General features: G+C 61.0%; 22 protein-coding genes. 4 read left to right on the top strand and 18 right to left on the bottom strand.

Annotation, left to right across the window (positions count from 1 at the left end; all coding sequences use genetic code 11):
* Window positions 1–91 precede the first annotated feature (91 nt).
* From KZH41_RS22920 to KZH41_RS22910, 3 genes are all read left to right on the top strand, one after another.
* Window positions 92–1,126, top strand: a complete 1,035-nt coding sequence (locus KZH41_RS22920; RefSeq protein WP_263273779.1) for an NADP-dependent oxidoreductase — start codon at window positions 92–94, stop codon at window positions 1,124–1,126.
* A gap of 66 nt (window positions 1,127–1,192) precedes the next feature.
* The gene (gene recR, locus KZH41_RS22915; protein ID WP_094949599.1) at window positions 1,193–1,795 is read left to right on the top strand and encodes a recombination mediator RecR; all 603 of its coding nucleotides are present in this window, start codon (window positions 1,193–1,195) and stop codon (window positions 1,793–1,795) included.
* Window positions 1,796–1,984: 189 nt separating this feature from the next.
* Window positions 1,985–3,133, top strand: a complete 1,149-nt coding sequence (locus tag KZH41_RS22910; protein WP_263273777.1) for an acyl-CoA dehydrogenase family protein — start codon at window positions 1,985–1,987, stop codon at window positions 3,131–3,133.
* 317 nt (window positions 3,134–3,450) lie between these two features.
* Here the strand turns inward: KZH41_RS22910 and KZH41_RS22905 are convergent, their stop codons facing one another.
* Both KZH41_RS22905 and fnr read right to left on the bottom strand, forming a co-directional pair.
* Entirely contained in the window at window positions 3,451–3,999 is a 549-nt protein-coding gene (locus KZH41_RS22905) for an adenine phosphoribosyltransferase (RefSeq protein ID WP_046035975.1), read from the bottom strand.
* A gap of 81 nt (window positions 4,000–4,080) precedes the next feature.
* On the bottom strand, window positions 4,081–4,815 hold the full coding sequence (gene fnr, locus KZH41_RS22900) for a fumarate/nitrate reduction transcriptional regulator Fnr (RefSeq protein ID WP_242151813.1): 735 nt from the start codon (window positions 4,813–4,815) through the stop codon (window positions 4,081–4,083).
* A gap of 153 nt (window positions 4,816–4,968) precedes the next feature.
* Between fnr and KZH41_RS22895 the strand changes: the two genes are divergently transcribed.
* Window positions 4,969–5,433, top strand: a complete 465-nt coding sequence (locus KZH41_RS22895; RefSeq protein WP_263275131.1) for a hypothetical protein — start codon at window positions 4,969–4,971, stop codon at window positions 5,431–5,433.
* Window positions 5,434–5,438: 5 nt separating this feature from the next.
* Here KZH41_RS22895 and hemN read toward each other — a convergent pair whose 3' ends face one another.
* The 16 genes from hemN to ccoN (KZH41_RS22815) all read right to left on the bottom strand — a co-directional run bounded on the left by hemN (window position 5,439) and on the right by ccoN (KZH41_RS22815) (window position 20,181).
* Entirely contained in the window at window positions 5,439–6,821 is a 1,383-nt protein-coding gene (gene hemN, locus KZH41_RS22890; protein ID WP_242151809.1) for an oxygen-independent coproporphyrinogen III oxidase, read from the bottom strand.
* Between the two features lie 103 nt (window positions 6,822–6,924).
* Window positions 6,925–7,608: a sulfite exporter TauE/SafE family protein gene (locus KZH41_RS22885; protein ID WP_263273776.1), complete on the bottom strand. Its 684-nt coding sequence runs from the start codon at window positions 7,606–7,608 to the stop codon at window positions 6,925–6,927.
* Window positions 7,601–7,813 (bottom strand): cbb3-type cytochrome oxidase assembly protein CcoS, encoded by a 213-nt coding sequence (ccoS, locus tag KZH41_RS22880; RefSeq protein ID WP_017735332.1) that lies wholly within the window; start codon window positions 7,811–7,813, stop codon window positions 7,601–7,603. Before ccoS ends, KZH41_RS22885 begins: the two co-directional genes overlap by 8 nt.
* Window positions 7,814–7,835: 22 nt before the next feature.
* Entirely contained in the window at window positions 7,836–10,286 is a 2,451-nt protein-coding gene (locus KZH41_RS22875) for a heavy metal translocating P-type ATPase (protein WP_263273775.1), read from the bottom strand.
* A gap of 122 nt (window positions 10,287–10,408) precedes the next feature.
* Window positions 10,409–10,948, bottom strand: coding sequence for a FixH family protein (locus KZH41_RS22870; RefSeq protein ID WP_094949606.1), 540 nt, complete (start codon window positions 10,946–10,948; stop codon window positions 10,409–10,411).
* 31 nt (window positions 10,949–10,979) lie between these two features.
* Window positions 10,980–12,395, bottom strand: coding sequence for a cytochrome c oxidase accessory protein CcoG (gene ccoG / locus KZH41_RS22865; RefSeq protein ID WP_242151798.1), 1,416 nt, complete (start codon window positions 12,393–12,395; stop codon window positions 10,980–10,982).
* A gap of 207 nt (window positions 12,396–12,602) precedes the next feature.
* Window positions 12,603–13,013 (bottom strand): type II toxin-antitoxin system VapC family toxin, encoded by a 411-nt coding sequence (locus tag KZH41_RS22860; protein ID WP_242151795.1) that lies wholly within the window; start codon window positions 13,011–13,013, stop codon window positions 12,603–12,605.
* Window positions 13,013–13,267: a type II toxin-antitoxin system Phd/YefM family antitoxin gene (locus KZH41_RS22855; RefSeq protein ID WP_016979309.1), complete on the bottom strand. Its 255-nt coding sequence runs from the start codon at window positions 13,265–13,267 to the stop codon at window positions 13,013–13,015. The genes KZH41_RS22860 and KZH41_RS22855 overlap by 1 nt, the downstream gene beginning before the upstream one ends.
* A gap of 157 nt (window positions 13,268–13,424) precedes the next feature.
* On the bottom strand, window positions 13,425–14,402 hold the full coding sequence (ccoP, locus tag KZH41_RS22850; RefSeq protein WP_094949609.1) for a cytochrome-c oxidase, cbb3-type subunit III: 978 nt from the start codon (window positions 14,400–14,402) through the stop codon (window positions 13,425–13,427).
* Window positions 14,399–14,584: a CcoQ/FixQ family Cbb3-type cytochrome c oxidase assembly chaperone gene (locus KZH41_RS22845; protein WP_003183474.1), complete on the bottom strand. Its 186-nt coding sequence runs from the start codon at window positions 14,582–14,584 to the stop codon at window positions 14,399–14,401. The genes ccoP (KZH41_RS22850) and KZH41_RS22845 overlap by 4 nt, the downstream gene beginning before the upstream one ends.
* Before the next feature lie 5 nt (window positions 14,585–14,589).
* Window positions 14,590–15,198, bottom strand: coding sequence for a cytochrome-c oxidase, cbb3-type subunit II (ccoO, locus tag KZH41_RS22840; protein WP_003193167.1), 609 nt, complete (start codon window positions 15,196–15,198; stop codon window positions 14,590–14,592).
* A complete protein-coding gene (gene ccoN, locus KZH41_RS22835) occupies window positions 15,198–16,640 on the bottom strand; it encodes a cytochrome-c oxidase, cbb3-type subunit I (protein ID WP_263273773.1) in 1,443 nt (480 codons plus the stop codon). Before ccoN (KZH41_RS22835) ends, ccoO (KZH41_RS22840) begins: the two co-directional genes overlap by 1 nt.
* A 349-nt stretch (window positions 16,641–16,989) precedes the next feature.
* Entirely contained in the window at window positions 16,990–17,937 is a 948-nt protein-coding gene (gene ccoP / locus KZH41_RS22830; protein ID WP_263273772.1) for a cytochrome-c oxidase, cbb3-type subunit III, read from the bottom strand.
* Window positions 17,934–18,134 (bottom strand): cbb3-type cytochrome oxidase subunit 3, encoded by a 201-nt coding sequence (locus KZH41_RS22825; protein ID WP_094949612.1) that lies wholly within the window; start codon window positions 18,132–18,134, stop codon window positions 17,934–17,936. The genes ccoP (KZH41_RS22830) and KZH41_RS22825 overlap by 4 nt, the downstream gene beginning before the upstream one ends.
* 3 nt (window positions 18,135–18,137) lie before the next feature.
* Entirely contained in the window at window positions 18,138–18,746 is a 609-nt protein-coding gene (gene ccoO / locus KZH41_RS22820) for a cytochrome-c oxidase, cbb3-type subunit II (protein WP_094949613.1), read from the bottom strand.
* A gap of 10 nt (window positions 18,747–18,756) precedes the next feature.
* Entirely contained in the window at window positions 18,757–20,181 is a 1,425-nt protein-coding gene (ccoN, locus tag KZH41_RS22815) for a cytochrome-c oxidase, cbb3-type subunit I (RefSeq protein ID WP_263273771.1), read from the bottom strand.
* Window positions 20,182–20,207 lie beyond the last annotated feature (26 nt).

The following is a 20,207-nucleotide window of genomic DNA, read 5'->3' as shown; positions in this document are numbered from 1 at the left end:
AGCGGCCCCCAGTACGTCACTCGAGCTGAACCTCGGTCGAGTCAGCGTGGTCTGCACCCTATACCGATGGATTCGATAAAGGAGCCTCCTCATGCCTCAAGAACCAATTCTCAACCAGCGCATCGTCCTGGTCTCGCGCCCGCAAGGTGCGCCGACCCCGGAAAACTTTCGCCTGGAGCGTGTGAATCTGCCGGAGCTGGCAGACGGCCAGGTCCTCTTGAAAACGCTGTACTTGTCCCTCGACCCTTACATGCGCCGCCGTATGAGCGACGCACCGTCCTACGCCGCGCCGGTGGAAATCGACGAAGTGATGACCGGTGGCGCTGTCAGCCGTGTCGAGCAGTCGCGGTCTCCGAAATTTGCAGTGGGCGACCTGGTGGTCGGCTCCACCGGCTGGCAAAGCCACAGCATTTGCGATGGCCGCAACCTGATGCCGGTGCCCAAGGGCCTGCTCAGCCCGTCGATGGCGTTGGGTGTGCTGGGTATGCCGGGCATGACCGCGTACATGGGCCTGATGGACATCGGCCAGCCCAAGGCCGGGGAAACCCTGGTGGTCGCGGCGGCGTCTGGTGCAGTGGGCTCAGTGGTGGGTCAGGTGGCCAAGCTCAAGGGCTTGCGTGTGGTAGGGATCGCCGGTGGCGCGGACAAGTGCCGCTACGTGGTGGACGAGCTGGGGTTTGACGCCTGCATCGATCACAAGAGCGCCAACTTCGCCAATGAGCTGGCCCTGGCGTGCTTCGAAGGCGTGGATATCTATTTCGAAAACGTCGGCGGCAAGGTGTTTGACGCGGTGCTGCCGCTGCTTAACCCCAAGGCGCGGGTGCCCCTGTGCGGCTTGATCGCCGGCTACAACGCCCATGAAGCGCCCAGCGGGCCTGACCGCTTGCCGGCGCTGCAACGCACCTTGCTGACCAAGCGCGTGCGCATCCAGGGCTTTATCGTGTTTGACGACTATGGCGATCGCCAGCCGGAATTCCTCAGCGCCATGGCGCCATGGGTGCGCGATGGCAAGATCAAGTTCCGCGAAGACGTGGTCGAGGGCCTGGAGCAGGCGCCCGAGGCCTTTATCGGTTTGCTCGAGGGACGCAACTTCGGCAAGTTGGTGGTACGCGTCGCGCAGGATTGACCATTTGACGCTAATCCGAGGCGCGGGTATAAACCGCGTCTCGTTGTTTTGTCGGACCATTCGCTCATGAGCTTCAGCCCCCTGATTCGTCAACTGATCGACGCCCTGCGCACCTTGCCAGGCGTGGGCCAGAAAACCGCCCAGCGCATGGCGCTGCAACTGCTGGAGCGTGATCGCAGTGGCGGCACACGGTTGGCCCAGGCCTTGAGCCAGGCCATGACCGGTGTGGGCCACTGCCGCCAGTGCCGCACCCTCACCGAAGAAGACCTTTGCCCGCAATGCGCTGACACACGCCGCGATGACACGCTGCTGTGTGTGGTCGAAGGGCCGATGGATGTGTACGCGGTGGAGCAAACGGGTTATCGCGGGCGCTACTTTGTGCTCAAAGGGCACCTGTCGCCGCTGGACGGCCTGGGGCCGGAGGCGATCGGCATTCCGCAACTGGTGGCGCGTATCGAAGAACAGGGCACGTTCACCGAAGTGATCCTGGCGACCAACCCGACCGTGGAAGGTGAAGCAACCGCGCATTACATCGCCCAGTTGCTGAGCAATAAAGGCTTGATCACCTCGCGTATCGCCCATGGCGTGCCGCTGGGTGGTGAGCTGGAGTTGGTGGATGGCGGGACGTTGGCGCATTCGTTTGCGGGTCGCAAACCGATCGCGCTTTAAAGAACAACACAGTCCAAAATGTGGGAGCTGGCTTGCCTGCGATGGCGGTGGATCAGGGACAGTGATGTCGCCTGACACGCCGCTATCGCAGGCAAGCCAGCTCCCACATTGGTTTTGTGTTGCAAGTGAGCTCTTGAAAACCAAGCAAGCGCTTGGTAAGTTCGCTCCACCTCACCGTGGAGCTTGCCGATGTCTGCCTATCAGGACTACTTCGACCCCAGCCACCAATTGGTCCGCGACAGCGTGCGCCGTTTTGTCGAGCGCGAGATGTTGCCGGGCATCGAGCAATGGGAGGAGGCCGAAAGCTTTCCCCGTGAGCTGTACCTCAAGGCCGGTGCGGCGGGGATCCTGGGCATCGGTTACCCCGAAAGCCTGGGCGGCAGCCATGAAGGTGATCTGTTCGCCAAGGTCGCCGCCAGCGAAGAATTGATGCGCTGCGGTTCCGGCGGTGTGGTAGCCGGCCTGGGTTCGCTGGATATCGGCCTGCCGCCGGTCGTCAAATGGGCGCGCCCCGAGGTGCGTGAGCGTGTTGCGCCCCAGGTCTTGGCCGGCGAAAAGATCATCGCCCTGGCCGTGACCGAACCCGGTGGCGGCTCCGATGTGGCCAACCTGCAAACCCGCGCCACCCGTGACGGTGAGCATTACCGCGTGAGTGGCAGTAAAACCTTTATCACCAGCGGCATCCGTGCCGATTTCTACACCGTGGCTGTACGCACCGGCGGGCCGGGCTTTGGCGGCATCAGCTTATTGCTCATCGAAAAACACACGCCGGGTTTTACTGTCGGCCAACCGCTGAAGAAAATGGGCTGGTGGGCGTCGGACACGGCTGAACTGTTCTTCGATAATTGCAAGGTGCCAGTGGGCAACCTGATCGGCGTCGAGAACATGGGCTTTGCCTGCATCATGGGCAACTTCCAGAGCGAGCGCCTGGCCCTGGCGTTGATGGCCAATATGACCGCGCAGCTGGCGCTGGAGGAAAGCCTCACGTGGGCCGCCCAGCGCGAAGCCTTCGGCAAGCCCATCGGCAAATTTCAGGTACTCAAGCATCGGTTGGCGGAAATGGCCACTGCGGTGGAGGTCTCGCGGGAATTTACCTACCGCCAGGCGGCGAAGATGGCGGCCGGCAAGAGTGTGATCAAGGAAATTTCCATGGCCAAGAACCTTGCCACCGACACCGCTGACCGCGTGACCTACGACGCCGTGCAGATTCTCGGCGGCCAGGGCTATATGCGCGGCAGTCTGGTGGAGCGGCTGTACCGCGACAACCGCATCCTCTCCATCGGCGGGGGGACGCGTGAGGTGATGAATGAAATCATCAGTAAGCAGATGGGGCTTTGATCGGTGGTGCTCTTTCGAACGCTATCGCAGGCAAGTCGAATCGTCGCACCGCAGCTCCCACAGGTGGCCGCGTTCCAATGTGGGAACCGGGCAAGCCCTAATGCCGTTCAGTTAAGCGCAGATCCCCTGTGGGAGCGGCGGTGCGACGATTCGACTTGCCCGCGAAAGCGGTGGGTCAGTCAACATCAATGTTTGCTGGGCCGACGTCATCGCGGGCAAGCCCGCTCCCACATTTAATCTTCGCTGCTTTGGGCATTGCGTTCGCTTAACTGAACGGCATTAGGGCTTGCCCGCGATGAGGCCCTAACAGACAACCTTTAACGCTCAGTCAGCGCAAACTGCGTCAGGCAAAACGTCGGAATCCCCATGTCTTCCAGGCGCTGCGAGCCACCCAGCTCCGGCAAATCGATAATTGCCGCCGCTTCGAAGATCTTCGCCCCCATGCGCCGCACCAGATTAGCCGCGGCGATCAAGGTGCCGCCCGTGGCGATCAGGTCATCGAACATCAATACCGAGTCGCCTTCACACAAGCTGTCGGCGTGCACTTCAAGGAAGGCTTCGCCGTATTCGGTCTGGTAACCCTCGGCCAGCACGTCAGCTGGCAACTTGCCCTGTTTGCGGAACAGGATCAGCGGTTTGTTCAGTTGGTAGGCGATGATCGAACCGATCAGGAAGCCACGCGCATCCATCGCGCCGATATGGGTGAAGTCGGCTTCGACATAACGCTGGGCAAAACTGTCAGCGACCAGGCGCAGGGCGCGCGGCGATTGGAACAGCGGCGTGATATCGCGAAAGATCACCCCTGGCTTGGGGAAGTCGATGACAGGGCGGATCAGGGATTTGATGTCGAACGAATCGAAGGTCATCGTCGAAGAGTCCTGGAAGCGGAAAACGGACTCGAAGTATACCTGCGGCCTCGCCGATTGGCGCGGCCGCAAGCGTCTGGATCAGACCTCCAGCGAGCCCCCGGCCAGCGCACACAGCTGGATCGGGTCGAGGATGTGTACTTCCTTGCCTTCGGCGGCAATCAGCTCGTTCTGCTGAAAACGGGTGAATACGCGGGACACGGTTTCCACCGCGAGGCCCAAGTAATTACCGATTTCATTGCGCGACATGCTCAAGCGGAACTGGTTGGCCGAGAACCCACGGGCACGGAAACGTGCCGACAGGTTGACCAGGAACGTGGCGATGCGCTCGTCGGCGGTTTTCTTCGATAACAGCAGCATCATCTGCTGGTCGTCGCGAATTTCGCGGCTCATCACGCGCATCAGTTGGCGACGCAACTGTGGCAATTGCAGGGCCAGTTCATCCAGGCGCTCGAAGGGGATTTCGCACACCGAAGTCGTCTCCAGCGCTTGGGCCGACACCGGGTGAATCTCGGTGTCCATGCCCGACAGCCCAACCAGTTCGCTGGGCAGGTGGAAACCGGTGATCTGCTCTTCGCCGCTGTCGCTCAGGCTGAACGTCTTTAATGCCCCCGAACGCACTGCATAAACGGAATCGAATTTGTCGCCCTGGCGGAACAGAAACTCGCCTTTTTTCAGCGGGCGGCCGCGTTTAACGATGTCGTCCAGCGCTTCCATGTCTTCCAAATTCAACGAAAGTGGCAGGCAGAGGGGAGCCAGGCTGCAATCCTTGCAGTGAACCTGGCTGTGAGCGCGCAGTTTAGCTGGCTCGGACATTTCTTAAATCCTTGTGGGAAAACACACATAAGACGTAAGGGTAACGCACTGGGGGGCGATCAGGCCAGCGTGTACAAAAAAGCAGCAGGGTATAAAGATTTTGAGAAAATAGTCGATAAGGAGCTATCGATCATGAACTCGGAGGTTCAAGAGATGCTTCCCCTTAGTACTGAACTCGCCTCTCGCACTTTGATTCAGAAGCTGCCCGAGACGACCAAAAAAGAGCCAGCTCAGAGCGACGCGGTTAACCCTGCGGCTGAAGATTCCAACCCTGCAGTGTCGGTGACCATTTCCGGTGCGGCGATGAAAGCGGCAGCGGGTGAAAAAACGTCTAACAGTGATATTGACGACAGCGGCCTGTCTGACACCCTCAAAAATCTGCTGAAGAGGATTCGCGAGATCAGAAAACAGATTGCTGAGAAGCAGGCCGAAATGGCTGCGGTGATGGCTGACAGAAGTCTTAGCCCTGAGCAGGCCCAGGCCAAAGTGGCCGGGCTGCAAACTGCCTTGGCTGGGCTGCAGAGCGCGCTGACCACTGCCCAGGCGTCCCTGTCCAAGGCGATGAAAGACATGAGCGCTGCTGATGCGGTCAAGGCTGCCGGCCTGGCAATGAAGTAACTGCTTCAGATCACCCGCGAGAAGCGCTGCCTGTTCTGATGCTCCAGGTAGGCATCGAACACCATGCACACCGAGCGTACCAACAAGCGCCCGGCGGGCAGTACGCGAATGCCCTGTGCGTCCAGTTCGATCAGCCCGTCTGCGGCCATTGTCTCCAGTTGCGGCCATAGTTCGTCGAAATAGCCGCGAAAATCGATATTGAAAGTCTGTTCGACCTGCTCGAATCTCAGGCTGAAATTGCAGATCAACTGCTGAATGACCTCACGCCGTAACCGATCGTCCGTGGTGCACACCAGGCCACGGCTTGTAGCCAGTTGCGCGCCGGCCAAGGCGTTCTGGTAATGGTTGAGGTCGCTGCTGTTCTGGCAGTACAGGTCGCCGATCTGGCTGATCGCCGACACGCCCAGGCCAATCAAGTCGCAATGCCCGTGGGTGGTATAGCCCTGGAAGTTGCGTTGCAGCGTGCCTTCTTCCTGGGCGATGGCCAGCTCATCATCCGGCAGGGCGAAATGGTCCATGCCGATGTAGCGATAGCCGGCGCGGGTCAACTGCTCGATGGTGGTTTGCAGCATCAACAGTTTTTCCGCCGGGGAGGGCAGGTCGTCGGTGTTGATGCGCCGCTGCGGCATGAAACGTTCCGGCAGGTGTGCGTAGTTAAATACCGACAAACGATCCGGTTGCAGGTTGATCACTTCTTCAACGGTGCGCGCGAAGTTGATCGGCGTTTGCTTGGGCAAGCCGTAGATCAGGTCGATGTTGATCGAGCGAAATTGCAGGGTGCGCGCCGCATCAATCACTGCGCGGGTTTCTTCCAGGCTTTGCAAGCGGTTGACCGCGCGCTGGACCTCGGGGTCGAGGTCCTGCAGGCCGATGCTCACGCGGTTGAAGCCTAGCTCGCGCAGCAGGCCCATGGTTGCCCAGTCGGCTTCACGTGGGTCGATCTCGATGCCGTAGTCGCCCGAGTCATCGTCGAGTAAGTTGAAATGCTGACGCAGGCTTGCCATCAACTGGCGCAGTTCGTCGTGGCTGAGAAAGGTCGGCGTACCACCGCCGAAGTGCAACTGCTCCACCGGTTGTTTCGGGTCGAGGTGGCAGGCTACCAGCTGGATTTCCTGCTCCAGGCGTTGCAGATAGGCCTGGGCGCGGCCACGGTCCTTGGTGATGACCTTGTTGCAGGCGCAGTAGTAGCAAATGTTGGCGCAGAACGGCACGTGCACATACAGCGACAAGGGGCGCACGGCCTTGCGGCTGTCGCGCAGGGCATGGAGCAGGTCGAAAGTGCCGACCTGGCTGTCGAATTGTACGGCGGTGGGGTAGGACGTGTAGCGCGGCCCCGCCAAGTCGTAACGGTGAATAAGATCTGTGTCCCAACGAATGGCGTCGAGCATGCGGGCGGTCCCCGGGATTGGCTAGTGGGCCGAGTCTAGAGGCGTGGCGGGTATGGCATCTTGATTTGCATCAACGGGGAGCGGCGCTATGCCACATGGCGATTTAGTGGCCCATTAGCCAGTGCTGATGCGGACCGGGCAAAGTCCATAGGCCGAACAGGATCACCAGCAAGCCACCGGCCACACGCACGCTGCGTTTGCGCAACAACGCCGTAACGCGCTCCGCTGCCAGCCCAGTGGCCAGCAACACCGGCCACGTGCCCAGCCCAAACGCCAGCATCAGCAATGCACTGTCCAACGCATTCCCCTGGCTCGCGGCCCACAGCAGCGTGCTGTAGACCAACCCGCACGGCAGCCAGCCCCACAGCGCGCCCAGCAGTAACGCGCGCGGCAGGCTGGACACCGGCAGCAAACGGTTGGCGACGGGCTGTATGTAGCGCCACAGGCCGCGCCCGAGGCTTTCGATACGGGTGAGCCCGCTCCACCAGCCGGCCAGGTACAGGCCCATGCTGATCAGCAGCAAGCCGGCGAGCACGCGCATGAACATCGCCGCCGGGCTGTTGGCCACCGCCCAGCCGGCCAAGCCGATCAATAACCCGGCAGCGGCATAGCTGAGGATGCGACCCAGGTTGTACGCCAGCAGCAGGCGAAAGCGGCGGCTGCGTTGCTCCTTGGGGATCGCCAGGGTCAGCGCGCCCATCAGCCCACCGCACATGCCCAAGCAGTGGCCGCCGCCCAGCAGGCCGAGGATGAGTGCGGAGACCAGCAGCGGCGCCAGTTCAAGCATGGGGCGGGTCTTTGGGCGGTTGCTCTGGCCCGTTGGCTTCGTCGACAGCCGCCAAGTGATTCGGGTCCTGGTCGTCGAACAGCACGCTGTGGGCAGGGCCGTCGAGGTCGTCGTACTGGCCGCTGTCCACTGCCCAGAAGAAGATGTAAATGGCCACGCCCACTAACAGCAGTGCCGCCGGAATCATCACGTATAGAGCTGGCATCTGCACTCCATGCCCGCGCGGCTCAAGCCGGCAACGGGCGGTTTACTAAAGTGGCGCTTTTAGCCGGCGCGCTCGGCAGGCGAGTCAGGCGCAAGGCGTTGAGCACCACGGTCAACGAGCTGAGGGACATGCCGATCGCCGCCCAGATCGGGGTGATCCAACCGAGCGCGGCAAACGGCAGCATAAGGCCATTGTACAGCCCGGCCCACAGCAGGTTTTCGATGATTACCCGCCGCGTGCGCCGCGCCAGGGTAAACGCCTGCACCAGCGCGTCGAGGCGGTTGGACAGCAGCACGGCATCGGCGCTGGTTTTTGCCAGGTCGGTGGCCGAACCCATCGCCACGCTGATATCGGCGGCGGCGAGCACCGGCACATCGTTGACGCCATCGCCGAGCATCAGCACCTTGCGGCCTTCCTTGTGCAGTTGTTGCAGCACCTGCAGCTTGTCGTCGGGGCGCAGGCCGCCGTGAGCTTCGTCGATGCCCAATTCGGCGGCGACACTGGCGACCATCGGCGAGCTGTCCCCCGACAGCAGCAACGTGCGCCAGCCCCGCGCCTTGCACGCGGCCAGCAGGGCAGGCGCGTCGCTGCGCAGGCGGTCATCCAGCACAAACCAGGCGAGGGCGCCGTCACGGTCGCCGAGCAGCAGCCACTGGCCCGCCTCATCCGGCGAAGCGGGGATCGGGCAACCGCTCAGTTCGCAGACAAAGCCGGGCTGGCCGATACGCAACGGACGCTCACCCACGCAGCCTTCCAGGCCCAGGCCAGGGAAACTCAGGACTTCTTCGGCCGCCAGCGGCGCTCGGCCGAAGGCGCGGGCAATCGGGTGTTCGGAGCGGTTTTCGAGGGCGGCGGCGAGGCCCAGGCATTCATCGCTGTTCAGTGCGCTCAAGGGCCGGATCGCACGTAACGCCAGGCGACCTTCCGTCAGCGTGCCAGTCTTGTCGAAAATCACCGTATCGATCTGGTTCAAGCCTTCCAGCACATGGCCACGGGTCAGCAATAGCCCGAGTGTGTGCAGGGTGCCGGTGGCGGCGGTGAGGGCGGTCGGCGTGGCCAGCGACAGCGCGCACGGGCAGGTCGCTACCAGCATCGCCAGCACAATCCAAAATGCCCGCGACGCGTCCAGCTCCCACCACAACAGGCCGATCAATACGGCGGCGATCAGCGAACACAACAGGAACCACTGCGCGGCGCGGTCGGCGATTTGCGCCAGGCGCGGTTTCTCGGCCTGGGCGCGTTCCAGCAGGCGCACGATGGCGGACAGGCGTGTGTCATGGCCCAAGGCGCGCACCTCGACGGTCAGCGCGCCTTCGACATTGAGCGTGCCGGCGGTGACCGCATCGCCCACGTGGCGTGGTTGCGGCAGGTACTCGCCGGTGAGCAGCGATTCATCAACGCTCGACTGGCCATCGAGGATCACCCCGTCCGCAGGCAATACCGCGCCGGGATGCACCAATACGCGGTCACCCACGGCCAATTCGCTGAGCAGAATGCGTTCGCTCTGGCCATCCTGTTTGAGGCGCAGGCACGAGGCGGGTAACAGGTTGACCAACTGCGCGGTGGCGGCGGCCGTGCGTTCCCGCGCTCGGCGCTCCAGGTAGCGGCCGGCCAGCAGGAACAGCGCGAACATGCCCACTGCGTCGAAATACAACTCGCCGACGCCGGTGATGGCGGTCCAAATGCCCGCCAGGTACGCGCCGCCAATCGCCAAGGACACCGACACATCCATGGTCAGGTGGCGCGTGCGCAAGTCACGCAGGGCACCTTTGAAGAAGGGTGCACAGCTGTAGAAGACGATGGGCGTGGTCAGAAACATCGCCACCCAGCGCAGGATCACGTGCAGCTCGGGGCTCAGGTCGACATTGAATTCCGGCCAAGTGGCCATGGTCGCCATCATCGCCTGGAACCACAGCAACCCTGCCACACCCAGTTGGCGCAGGGCCAGACGGTTCTCGCCAGCCAGTTGCTCGGCGGCGCGATCCGCCTGGTAAGGGTGGGCGGCATAGCCGATGTGGCGCAGCTCGCTGAGCAGTTGGCTCAACGGCAATTGCCCGTCGGCCCAGCGCACGTGCAGGCGGTGGTTGGACAGGTTCAGCCGCGCCTCGGCCACAGCGGGCAGGCTGCGCAGGTGTTTCTCGATCAGCCAGCCACAGGCGGCGCAACTGATGCCTTCCATCAACAGGATGGTTTCGGCAAGGTCGCCGTCGTGGCGCACAAAGGGTTTTTGCACATCGGCGCGGTCGTACAGCGCCAGTTCATCGACCAGTTGCACCGGCAGCGCCTCGGGGTTGGCTGAGGCTTCGCTGCGGTGTTGGTAATAGCTGTCCAGCCCACCGGCCACGATGGCCTCGGCCACCGCCTGGCAACCCGGGCAGCAGAGTTCGCGGCGCTCGCCGAGGATTACGGCGGTAAACCGGCTGCCGGGCGGCACGGGCAGGGCGCAGTGGTAGCAGGGGGTTGGGGTGCTCATGGGTATAGATCTTAGTCGGCTGTCCGATGATCGTTCCCACGCTCTGCGTGGTAACGCCTCGCTGGACGCTCCGCGTCCGCTGTTGTGACGCAGAGCGTGGGAACGATCTAAGCGCAGGCTGTTTAATTCTTCAGGTCTTCAGCGCCCTGCAACGGCTCATCACCCAGCAGCAAGTCCTTGTCGTGGCTGACCTGTTCTTCTTCGAACATGCGCCAGGTTCTATCGCCCTCGACACCGAGCAGTTCCACGAAGCGCCGACCTTCGACTTTGTCGGTGACCTGGCCGATGTAGCGGCCGGGTTCGCTGTCACTGCGGGCCAGGTTGATCTTGCGATCCTTCTCTGGCTGGGTCGGGGAAATCAGGTTCAGCTCCAGGGTCGACGGGTTGCTGTTGCCGGTCAGGTGCAATTCGACTTCACCGGTCAACTCGTCCAGGTGCACCTTGGCGCGCAGTTGCAGGGTCTGGGCCAGCAGCTCGCGGTCCAGAGAGCGGTTGATACCTTTGCCGGCCTCGTAGTAGTTGTCGTTGACCAGGTTGTCCGGGTTCTTCACTGCAATGGTCACCATGGACAAGGTCAAGGTCACCGAGCAGGCCAGGATCCCAATGATGATCCAAGGCCAGAGGTGTTTGTACCAAGGGCTTGCGGCAGTGGCTGCGGGCATTGTTGTGCTCTCTAGTTAACGGAGTTTTTTATTAACGAACCTGGGGGCCGATGAATCGGCTCTTGGCTTCAATGTGGACGCTGTCGTCGTCGGCATCCCTGAGGATGAATTGCACCTCGTTGGTGCTCGACGGTAATTGTTCCGGTGCGCTGGAAAGCTCCACCGGCATGCTGAAGATTTCTCCGGCGGCGACCTTGATCTCGCGACGGCCTTGCAGCTTGAGGTCCGGCAGGCCCGAGGCGTCTAGCACGTAGGTGTGGTCGCGCTGGTCCTTGTTCATGATCTTCAGGCTGTAGACGTTTTCGATCCGGCCTTCGGCGTTTTCGCGGTACAGCACACGGTCCTTGCTCACATCAAAGCCCACCAGTGAGCGCATGAAAAATGCGCCGGCCAACAAGCTGATCATCGCCAGCAACACCAACGCATAACCGATCAGGCGCGGGCGTAGCTTGTGGGTTTTCTGCCCGGAAAGGTTGTGCTCGGTGGTGTAGCTGATCAGGCCGCGCGGGTAGTCCATCTTGTCCATGATGTTGTCGCAGGCGTCGATACACGCGGCGCAGCCAATGCACTCGATTTGCAGGCCGTCGCGGATGTCGATACCGGTGGGGCACACCTGCACGCACATCGTGCAATCGATGCAATCGCCCAGGCCTTGGGCCTTGTAGTCGATGCCTTTTTTGCGCGGGCCCCGCACCTCACCACGGCGCGGGTCGTAGGACACGATCAAGGTGTCTTTGTCGAACATCACGCTTTGGAACCGGGCATACGGGCACATGTAGATGCACACCTGTTCGCGCAGCCAGCCGGCGTTGCCATAGGTGGCGAGGGTGAAAAAACCGACCCAGAAATACGACCAGCCATCGGCCTGGCCGGTGAAGAAATCGAACACCAATTCACGGATCGGCGAGAAGTAACCGACGAAGGTCATGCCGGTGACAAACCCGATCAACAACCACAGCGTGTGCTTGCTGAATTTGCGCAGGAATTTATTCGCGCCCATCGGCGCTTTATCCAGCTTGATGCGCTGGTTACGGTCGCCTTCGGTGACCTTTTCGCACCACATGAAGATCCAGGTCCACACGCTTTGTGGGCAGGTATAGCCACACCATACGCGCCCGGCGTACACCGTGATAAAGAACAGGCCAAAGGCAGCGACGATGAGAATGCCCGACAGCAGAATGAAATCCTGGGGCCAGAAAGTCGCGCCAAAAATAAAGAACTTACGCTCCGGCAGGTTCCACCACACGGCCTGATGGCCACCCCAGTTCAGCCACACAGTGCCGAAGTAGAGCAGGAACAAGCCAGCGCCACCGAGCATGCGTAAATTGCGGAACAGGCCGGTGAAGGCACGGGTGTAGATCTTCTCTCGCGACGCATAGAGGTCGACGGATTGGCTCGAGTTTTTGGCAGGCGGGGTAACGTCATGTACCGGTATTTGGTTGCTCATCATTGCATCCCACGGCGGTGGAGATTTGCCTCGGCCAGTACGTGCCAACCGGGGTCAAAAATAGGCTGTTGCAGTGGCGTAATGATACGCCCCTGATACTGCTGAAAGGGTGCGACCTTTGGTCGCGTTGGGGGAAATCAATTGATGGTGTAGGTGACGTGGATCAATTGACTTGTGAAGTATGGCTGGTTTTTGCGCGCAGGCTGGTCATTCGCCCCACGGATTAAGCAATGGAACGCCGCTCGATTTGAAGTCACTGACATTGCGCGTGACGACAGTAAGTCCATGAACCAGAGCAGTGGCAGCAATCAGCGCATCACGTTCATTCGCCTGGTCTGGCACATGCAGATGGGCGCAACGCAAAGCGACTGCGGCATCGACCGGCAGGATTCTGGCATCGAATGCCGGCAGGACATGACGCTTGAGCCAGGTACGCAAAACCTTTCCCTGGGCCGGGTCTTTGCGCTCCATGCGCAGTACCCCGGTTTCCAATTCTTTAAGCGTAATCGCGGAGATAAACATACGCAGCGCAATGACGCTTTTGGCCCAGGCGACCACGTTTGCGTCGGCCTGGGGTTTACGAAGTTCAGAGATTACGTTGGTGTCGAGTAGATACATCAAGAGAGGTCCACGGGTCGATGAGTGATCACGGCGCGTTCGGTTTCGAAGTCGATTTCGGCCGCTTCTGGCATCACCAACAGGTCAACGATGTCGGCGTTGAGGCCTGTCAGTTTCTGGTAGTCCTCAATGCTTAGCAGTACATGGGCAGGCTTGCCGCGATCGGTGATAAAAACCGGCCCCTGACGGGCGGCTTTTTTGGCACCGCTTGTGTCTTGATTAAATTCACGGCTGGAAATGGTGGTGATGGTCATGGGGAATCCCCCTTCGGCAGGCTATATGTAGTTACGTTACTACTTGCCGATGGCAGGCATCAAGCTCGTCGTTACCAGCGGTCATGCGTCCATTGAATCGCTCAGGCGTTAGAAACGAAAAAGCCCCGCAATGCGGGGCTTTTTCGTTGCCGAGGCCTTACTGCTCCTCAGCTTGCTTATCGCCATGGGACAAGCTGTAAACATACGCCGCCAGCAAGTGCACCTTGTCATTGCCCTGCAACAACTCCTGCGCAGGCATCTGACCCTGACGGCCGTAACGAATGGTCTGCTGCAGTTGCGCGAAGCTCGAGCCGTAGATGAATGCGCCCGGGTGTGTCAGGTCGGGTGCGCCCATCGCGGGTGTGCCTTTACCGGCAGGGCCGTGGCAGGCCACGCAGTTGGCGGCGAAGAGTTTCGCGCCGTTGGCCACATCGGCCTTGGCACCTTCCGGCAGTTTGCGGCCGTCGAGGTTGGTCAGCACAAAGCCTGACACGTCGGCCACGCCTTGCTCGCCAATGACTTCGGCCCAGGCCGGCATCACCGCGTGGCGGCCTTTCATGATGGTTTCCTTGATGGTCGCGGGTTCACCGCCCCAGCGCCAGTCGGCATCGGTCAGGTTGGGGAAGCCGTAGGCGCCCTTGGCGTCGGAACCGTGGCACACCGAGCAGTTGGAGGCGAACAGGCGGCCACCCATCTTCAAGGCTTTCGGGTCCTTGGCGACTTCTTCAATCGGCATCGAGGCGAACTTGGCGAAGATCGGCCCGAACTTGGCGTCCGACTTGGCCATTTCCTTTTCCCACTCGTGCACGCCGGTCCAGCCGGTCTGGCCGTTGGCGAAGGCCGTTTGCTTGTCATTGTCGAGGTAGTTGTAGCCCGGCAGCAGGCCTTTCCAGTTGCCCAAGCCTGGGTACAGCACCAGGTAGCCGAGGGCGAAAATGATGGTGCCGACGAACAGCATGAACCACCATTTTGGCAGCGGGTTGTCGTACTCCTCGATGCCGTCGAACGAGTGGCCGACGGTCTCGTCCGTTTGTTCGGTGCGCTGGCCCTTGCGGGTCGACAGCAGCAGCCAGGTCAGGGCGAAGATGGTACCCAGACTGAGGACTGTGACGTACAGACTCCAGAACGTAGTCATTCTTTGTTACTCCTAGACGCTTGCTCGACGTGCTTGATGGCTTCGGGGTCATCCGCAAAGGGCAACAGGGTTGCGTCGTCAAACTCCGACTTGCGCTTTGGGCTGAACACCCACAGTGCCAGGCCGATAAAGGCCACCATCACCACAACGGTGCCCAGGCCACGAATCATCCCGATATCCATGTAGGTCACCGTTTGCTTTTGATGATGGTGCCAAGGCCTTGCAGGTAGGCCACCAATGCGTCCATTTCGGTCTTGCCCTTGACGGCTGCGGCTGCACCGGCGATGTCTTCGTCGGTGTAGGGCACGCCCAGCGTGCGCAAGACTTCCATCTTCTTCGCGGTGTCCTTGCCGTCGAGCTTGTTTTCCACGAGGAACGGGTACGCCGGCATTTTCGACTCCGGCACCACGTTGCGCGGGTTGTACAAGTGCGCACGCTGCCAGTCATCGGAATAACGCCCGCCGACACGGGCCAGGTCCGGGCCGGTACGTTTGGAACCCCACAGGAACGGGTGGTCCCACACACTTTCACCGGCGACCGAGTAGTGGCCGTAGCGTTCGGTTTCGGCGCGGAACGGGCGGATCATCTGCGAGTGGCAGCCCACGCAACCGTTGGCGATGTAGACGTCGCGGCCTTCCAGTTCAAGCGCGGTGCGCGGCTTCATGCCTTCGACCGGCTTGTTGGTCACGTCCTGGAAAAACAGCGGAACGATCTGGGTCAGGCCGCCGATACTCACGGCGATAACCATGAAGAAGGCCAGCAGGCCGATATTCTTCTCGACTACTTCATGCTTCATCAGAGAGCTCCCACAACGGCGATCTTGGCGGCGGCTTCAGCCTCTACAGGGTCGGAGGCACGCACGGTGCGCCACACGTTGTAGGCCATGAACAGCATGCCGCTGGCAAAGAATGCACCACCGATGGCGCGGACGATGTAGCCCGGGTGACTGGCTTGCAGCGCTTCGACGAAGGAGTAGGTGAGGGTGCCGTCATCGTTGATCGCACGCCACATCAGGCCTTGGGTGATGCCGTTGACCCACATCGAGGCGATGTAGAGCACGGTGCCGATGGTGGCCAGCCAGAAGTGCGCATTGATCAGCCCGACGCTGTGCATCTGCGCACGGCCGAACAGTTTAGGGATCATGTGGTACAGCGCGCCGATGGAGATCATCGCCACCCAACCCAGAGCGCCGGCGTGGACGTGGCCGATGGTCCAGTCGGTGTAGTGGGACAGCGAGTTGACGGTCTTGATCGCCATCATCGGCCCTTCAAAGGTCGACATGCCGTAGAACGCCAACGACACCACCAGGAAACGCAGGATCGGGTCGGTGCGCAATTTATGCCAGGCGCCCGACAGGGTCATCATGCCGTTGATCATGCCGCCCCAGCTTGGGGCCAGCAGGATGATCGACATCGCCATGCCCAGCGACTGGGCCCAATCGGGCAGCGCGGTGTAGTGCAAGTGGTGAGGGCCGGCCCAGATGTACAGGGTGATCAGCGCCCAGAAGTGCACGATGGACAGGCGATACGAGTAGATCGGACGCTCGGCCTGTTTGGGCACGAAGTAATACATCATCCCCAGGAAGCCGGTGGTGAGGAAGAAGCCCACGGCGTTGTGGCCGTACCACCACTGAATCATTGCGTCCGTCGCCCCGGCGTAGGCCGAGTAGGACTTGAATAGGCTGACCGGCAACGACGCGTGGTTGACGATGTGCAGCATCGCCGTGACCAGGATGAAGGCACCGTAGAACCAGTTGCCCACATAAATGTGCTTGGTCTTGCGCTTGACGATAGTGCCGAAGAACACCACGGCGTAGGTCACCCAGACGATAGCGAGCAAAATCGCGATCGGCCATTCCAGCTCGGCGTATTCCTTGGTGGTGGTGTAGCCCAGCGGCAGGGTGATGATGGCGCCGAGGATCACGGCTTGCCAGCCCCAGAAGGTGAAGGCGGCGAGGCCATCGGAGATCAGTCGCGTCTGGCAGGTTCGCTGCACGACATAGTAGGAGGTGGCAAACAACGCACAGCCACCGAAGGCAAAAATCACCAGGTTGGTGTGCAGCGGGCGCAGGCGGCCGAAGGTCGTCCATGGCAAACCGAAATTCAACTCCGGCCAAACCAATTGCGAGGCGATGAACACCCCGAGCCCCATGCCAAGGATCCCCCAGACCACCGTCATGATGGCGAACTGGCGGACTACCTTATAGTTATAAGCAGTCGGACTGATTGCTGTGCTCATTCTAAGGTTCCACGGTTTAGGTTTTTTTATAGGTAAAATCGGCCGCAAGTATGTAGAAAGCGAGGGGTCATTGCAACGCAATGGCTGACCTGTATCAATACGTTCCACGCCAGATTCTGCGCCCTTTCCATGTTTGGTGTAAGGACAAAACCAGAAATAAAAAACTGATCGAGTAGACAGGAAAAATTTCAGGTCGCAACGCCAGCAGCTACGTGCGCCAAAACCGGCCCGCTGTTGGGCAAGCGTAGACCCGAATGGCAGGAGGGGAAAGTGGATGTCGGGAAGGGTGCGACACTTGGTCGCTTAGAAAGGTAGTGCTGCCGCCCCACATTGGGGCGGCAGTCACCGGTTACTGCGGTTGGCTTTCTGGCGTTGCGCCATCAGCGTTGTGGGACAGGCTGTAAACATAGGCTGCGAGCAGGTGCACCTTGTCATTGCCTTGCAGCACTTCCTGCGCTGGCATCTGGCCTTGGCGGCCGTGGCGGATGGTCTGCTGCAGTTGCGCCAGGCTGGTGCCGTAAATGAAACCGGCGGGCTCGGTCAGGTTCGGCGAGCCCATCGCTTCCATGCCGTGGCCTTGTGGGCCGTGGCAGGCGACGCAGGTGGTGTTGAAAGCGGCTTGACCGGCCGCCAGATCGGCGGTGCTGTCGGCGGGTAATGGCAGCTTGGCCAGGTCGTGACGCACAAAGGCGGCGACGTTCTTCACACCGTCTTCGCCCAGTATTTCACCCCAGGCGGGCATTGCCGCGTGGCGACCATTGAGGATGGTCGTCTTGATTGCTTGCGCCGAACCGTCCCAGCGCCAGATGTTGTCCGCCAGGTTTGGGAAACCGTAGGCGCCCTTGGCATCCGAGCCGTGGCACACCGCGCAGTTGGAGGCAAACAGGCGGCCACCCATTTTCAGCGCTTGCGGGTCTTTGGCGACTTCTTCCACCGGCATGGCCGCGAATTTGGCGAAGATCGGCCCGAACTTGGTATCGGCCTTGGCCATTTCCTTGTCCCATTCCTTGGCCGAGGTCCAGCCGTCTTCATAGCCCGGCAACACGCCTTTCCAGTTGCCCAGGCCCGGGTAGAGGATCAGGTAGCCAACGGCAAACACCAACGTGCCGGCGAACAACATGAACCACCACTGCGGCAGCGGGTTGTCGTATTCCTCAATGCCATCGAAGGCGTGGCCCATGGTCTGGTCGACGCTGCCCTTGGTCTCGCCCTTGCGGGTGCCGACCAATAGCCAGGTCAGGCCGATCAGGCTGCCGAGGGTCAATACGCAGATCCATGTACTCCAGAAGGTAGTCATGGGCGAGTGCTCCTTGTTACAGGCTCTTCTTGAGCGTCGGATGGAGAAGGTTCATCGGCGAAGGGCAGCAGGCGGGCCTGCTCGAATTCCTCATTGCGCCGGTTGTTGAACACCCACAGCGACAGGCCGATAAAAGCGATGGCGACCACCAGCGTGCCAAGGCCGCGGATGGTGCCTGCATCGAATTCAAATCCCATGGCTCACCTCTTGCTCTTGATGGCAGTGCCGAGCACTTGCAGGTACGCAACCAGCGCGTCCATCTCGGTCTTGCCCTTGAGGCTGGCGACGGCGCCACTGATGTCGTCGTCGGTGTACGGCACGCCGAGGGTGCGCATCACTTTCAACTTGGTCTCGGTGTGGCTGTTGTCGACCTGCGCGGTGACCAGCCATGGGTACGCCGGCATTTTCGACTCCGGCACCACGTTGCGCGGGTTGTACAAATGCGCGCGGTGCCAGTCGTCCGAGTAACGCGCGCCGACGCGGGCCAGGTCCGGCCCAGTGCGCTTGGAGCCCCACAGGAACGGGTGGTCCCACACGCTTTCGCCGGCGACCGAGTAGTGGCCGTAGCGTTCGGTTTCGGCGCGGAACGGGCGGATCATCTGCGAGTGGCACTGTACGCAGCCTTCGCGGATGTAGATGTCGCGGCCTTCCAGTTGCAGTGCGGTGTAGGGCTTCATGCCTTCGACCGGTTTGTTGGTCACGTCCTGGAAGAACAGCGGGACGATCTGGGTCAGGCCGCCGATGCTCACGGCGAGCACCATCAGCAGCATCAGCAGGCCGACGTTCTTTTCAATCGTTTCGTGTTTCATCACAGACTCCTCAGGCCATCTGCGCGGCGGTGGCGACTTCAGCGGGTTGCGCCGAACGCACGGTGCGCCAAGTGTTGTAAGCCATCAGGAACATGCCGCTGAGGAAGATCGCTCCGCCCACCAGCCGCACGATGAAGCCTGGGTGGCTGGCCACCAGGGTTTCGACGAAGGAGTAGGTCAAGGTGCCGTCTTCGTTGACCGCACGCCACATCAGGCCCTGGGCGATGCCGTTGACCCACATCGAGGCGATGTAGAGCACGGTGCCGATGGTGGCCAGCCAGAAGTGCGCGTTGATCAGGCCGAGGCTGAACATCTGCTCGCGGCCGAAGATTTTCGGGATCATATGGTACAGCGCGCCGATGGAAATCATCGCCACCCAACCGAGCGCCCCGGCGTGTACGTGGCCGATGGTCCAGTCGGTGTAGTGGGAGAGGGCGTTGACCGTCTTGATCGCCATCATCGGCCCTTCGAAGGTCGACATGCCGTAGAAGGCCAGGGACACGACGAGGAAGCGCAGGATCGGGTCGCTGCGCAACTTATGCCAGGCGCCCGAGAGCGTCATCATGCCGTTGATCATGCCGCCCCAGCTTGGCGCCAGCAGTACCAGTGACATCACCATGCCCAGCGACTGCGCCCAATCGGGCAGCGCGGTGTAGTGCAGGTGGTGAGGGCCGGCCCAGATGTACAGGGTGATCAGCGCCCAGAAGTGCACGATGGACAAGCGATAGGAATACACCGGCCGCTCGGCCTGTTTCGGCACGAAGTAATACATCATGCCAAGGAAGCCGGCGGTGAGGAAAAAGCCTACCGCGTTATGCCCATACCACCACTGCACCATGGCATCTGTCGCACCACCGTAGAGGGAGTAAGACTTGGTCAGGCTGACCGGGATTTCCAAGTTGTTGACGATGTGCAGGATGGCCACGGTGATGATGAACGCACCGAAGAACCAGTTGCCGACGTAGATGTGCTTGGTGTTGCGCTTCATGATCGTGCCGAAGAACACGATGGCGTAGGCAACCCAGACGATGGTGATCAGGATGTCGATCGGCCATTCCAGCTCGGCGTATTCCTTGGAACTGGTGTAGCCCAGCGGCAAGCTGATCGCGGCCAACAGGATGACCAACTGCCAGCCCCAGAAGCAGAACGCGGCGATTTTCGGCGCGAACAGCTGTGTTTGGCAGGTACGTTGCACCGAGTAAAACGAGCTGGCGAACAGCGCGCAGCCGCCGAAGGCGAAGATCACCGCGTTGGTGTGCAGCGGGCGCAAGCGGCCGAAGCTGGTCCAAGGCAAATCGAAGTTGAGTGCAGGCCAAACCAATTGAGCGGCGAGAAAAACCCCGAGCCCCATGCCGACGATGCCCCACACCACCGTCATAATGGCGAATTGGCGGACCACCTTGTAGTTATAGGCGGTACTTAAAGTAGTGTTCATGGTTCCCCATCCACGGTTCAACCCAA

Source organism: Pseudomonas sp. YeP6b (genome assembly GCF_025642995.1).
In the GTDB taxonomy this organism is placed as follows: Bacteria; Pseudomonadota; Gammaproteobacteria; order Pseudomonadales; family Pseudomonadaceae; genus Aquipseudomonas.
The sequence above is the reverse complement of the archived record's forward strand: the minus strand, read 5'-3'. Positions and strand labels throughout refer to the sequence as shown.

Coding starts and splice junctions, on each gene's coding strand:
- KZH41_RS22870 (WP_094949606.1), bottom strand. CDS start 10,948: ATGCCCGCAGCCACTGCCGCAAGCCCTTGGTACAAACACCTCTGGCCT.
- ccoN (WP_263273771.1), bottom strand. CDS start 20,181: ATGAACACTACTTTAAGTACCGCCTATAACTACAAGGTGGTCCGCCAA.
- fnr (WP_242151813.1), bottom strand. CDS start 4,815: ATGTCCGAGCCAGCTAAACTGCGCGCTCACAGCCAGGTTCACTGCAAG.
- ccoP (WP_263273772.1), bottom strand. CDS start 17,937: ATGACTACCTTCTGGAGTACATGGATCTGCGTATTGACCCTCGGCAGC.
- ccoN (WP_263273773.1), bottom strand. CDS start 16,640: ATGAGCACAGCAATCAGTCCGACTGCTTATAACTATAAGGTAGTCCGC.
- KZH41_RS22845 (WP_003183474.1), bottom strand. CDS start 14,584: ATGGATATCGGGATGATTCGTGGCCTGGGCACCGTTGTGGTGATGGTG.
- hemN (WP_242151809.1), bottom strand. CDS start 6,821: ATGCTCGACGCCATTCGTTGGGACACAGATCTTATTCACCGTTACGAC.
- KZH41_RS22825 (WP_094949612.1), bottom strand. CDS start 18,134: ATGGGATTTGAATTCGATGCAGGCACCATCCGCGGCCTTGGCACGCTG.
- recR (WP_094949599.1), top strand. CDS start 1,193: ATGAGCTTCAGCCCCCTGATTCGTCAACTGATCGACGCCCTGCGCACC.
- ccoP (WP_094949609.1), bottom strand. CDS start 14,402: ATGACTACGTTCTGGAGTCTGTACGTCACAGTCCTCAGTCTGGGTACC.
- KZH41_RS22885 (WP_263273776.1), bottom strand. CDS start 7,608: ATGCTTGAACTGGCGCCGCTGCTGGTCTCCGCACTCATCCTCGGCCTG.
- KZH41_RS22875 (WP_263273775.1), bottom strand. CDS start 10,286: ATGAGCACCCCAACCCCCTGCTACCACTGCGCCCTGCCCGTGCCGCCC.
- KZH41_RS22855 (WP_016979309.1), bottom strand. CDS start 13,267: ATGACCATCACCACCATTTCCAGCCGTGAATTTAATCAAGACACAAGC.
- ccoO (WP_003193167.1), bottom strand. CDS start 15,198: ATGAAGCATGAAGTAGTCGAGAAGAATATCGGCCTGCTGGCCTTCTTC.
- ccoG (WP_242151798.1), bottom strand. CDS start 12,395: ATGAGCAACCAAATACCGGTACATGACGTTACCCCGCCTGCCAAAAAC.
- KZH41_RS22860 (WP_242151795.1), bottom strand. CDS start 13,013: ATGTATCTACTCGACACCAACGTAATCTCTGAACTTCGTAAACCCCAG.
- ccoO (WP_094949613.1), bottom strand. CDS start 18,746: ATGAAACACGAAACGATTGAAAAGAACGTCGGCCTGCTGATGCTGCTG.
- KZH41_RS22905 (WP_046035975.1), bottom strand. CDS start 3,999: ATGACCTTCGATTCGTTCGACATCAAATCCCTGATCCGCCCTGTCATC.
- KZH41_RS22910 (WP_263273777.1), top strand. CDS start 1,985: ATGTCTGCCTATCAGGACTACTTCGACCCCAGCCACCAATTGGTCCGC.
- KZH41_RS22920 (WP_263273779.1), top strand. CDS start 92: ATGCCTCAAGAACCAATTCTCAACCAGCGCATCGTCCTGGTCTCGCGC.
- ccoS (WP_017735332.1), bottom strand. CDS start 7,813: ATGCCAGCTCTATACGTGATGATTCCGGCGGCACTGCTGTTAGTGGGC.
- KZH41_RS22895 (WP_263275131.1), top strand. CDS start 4,969: ATGCTTCCCCTTAGTACTGAACTCGCCTCTCGCACTTTGATTCAGAAG.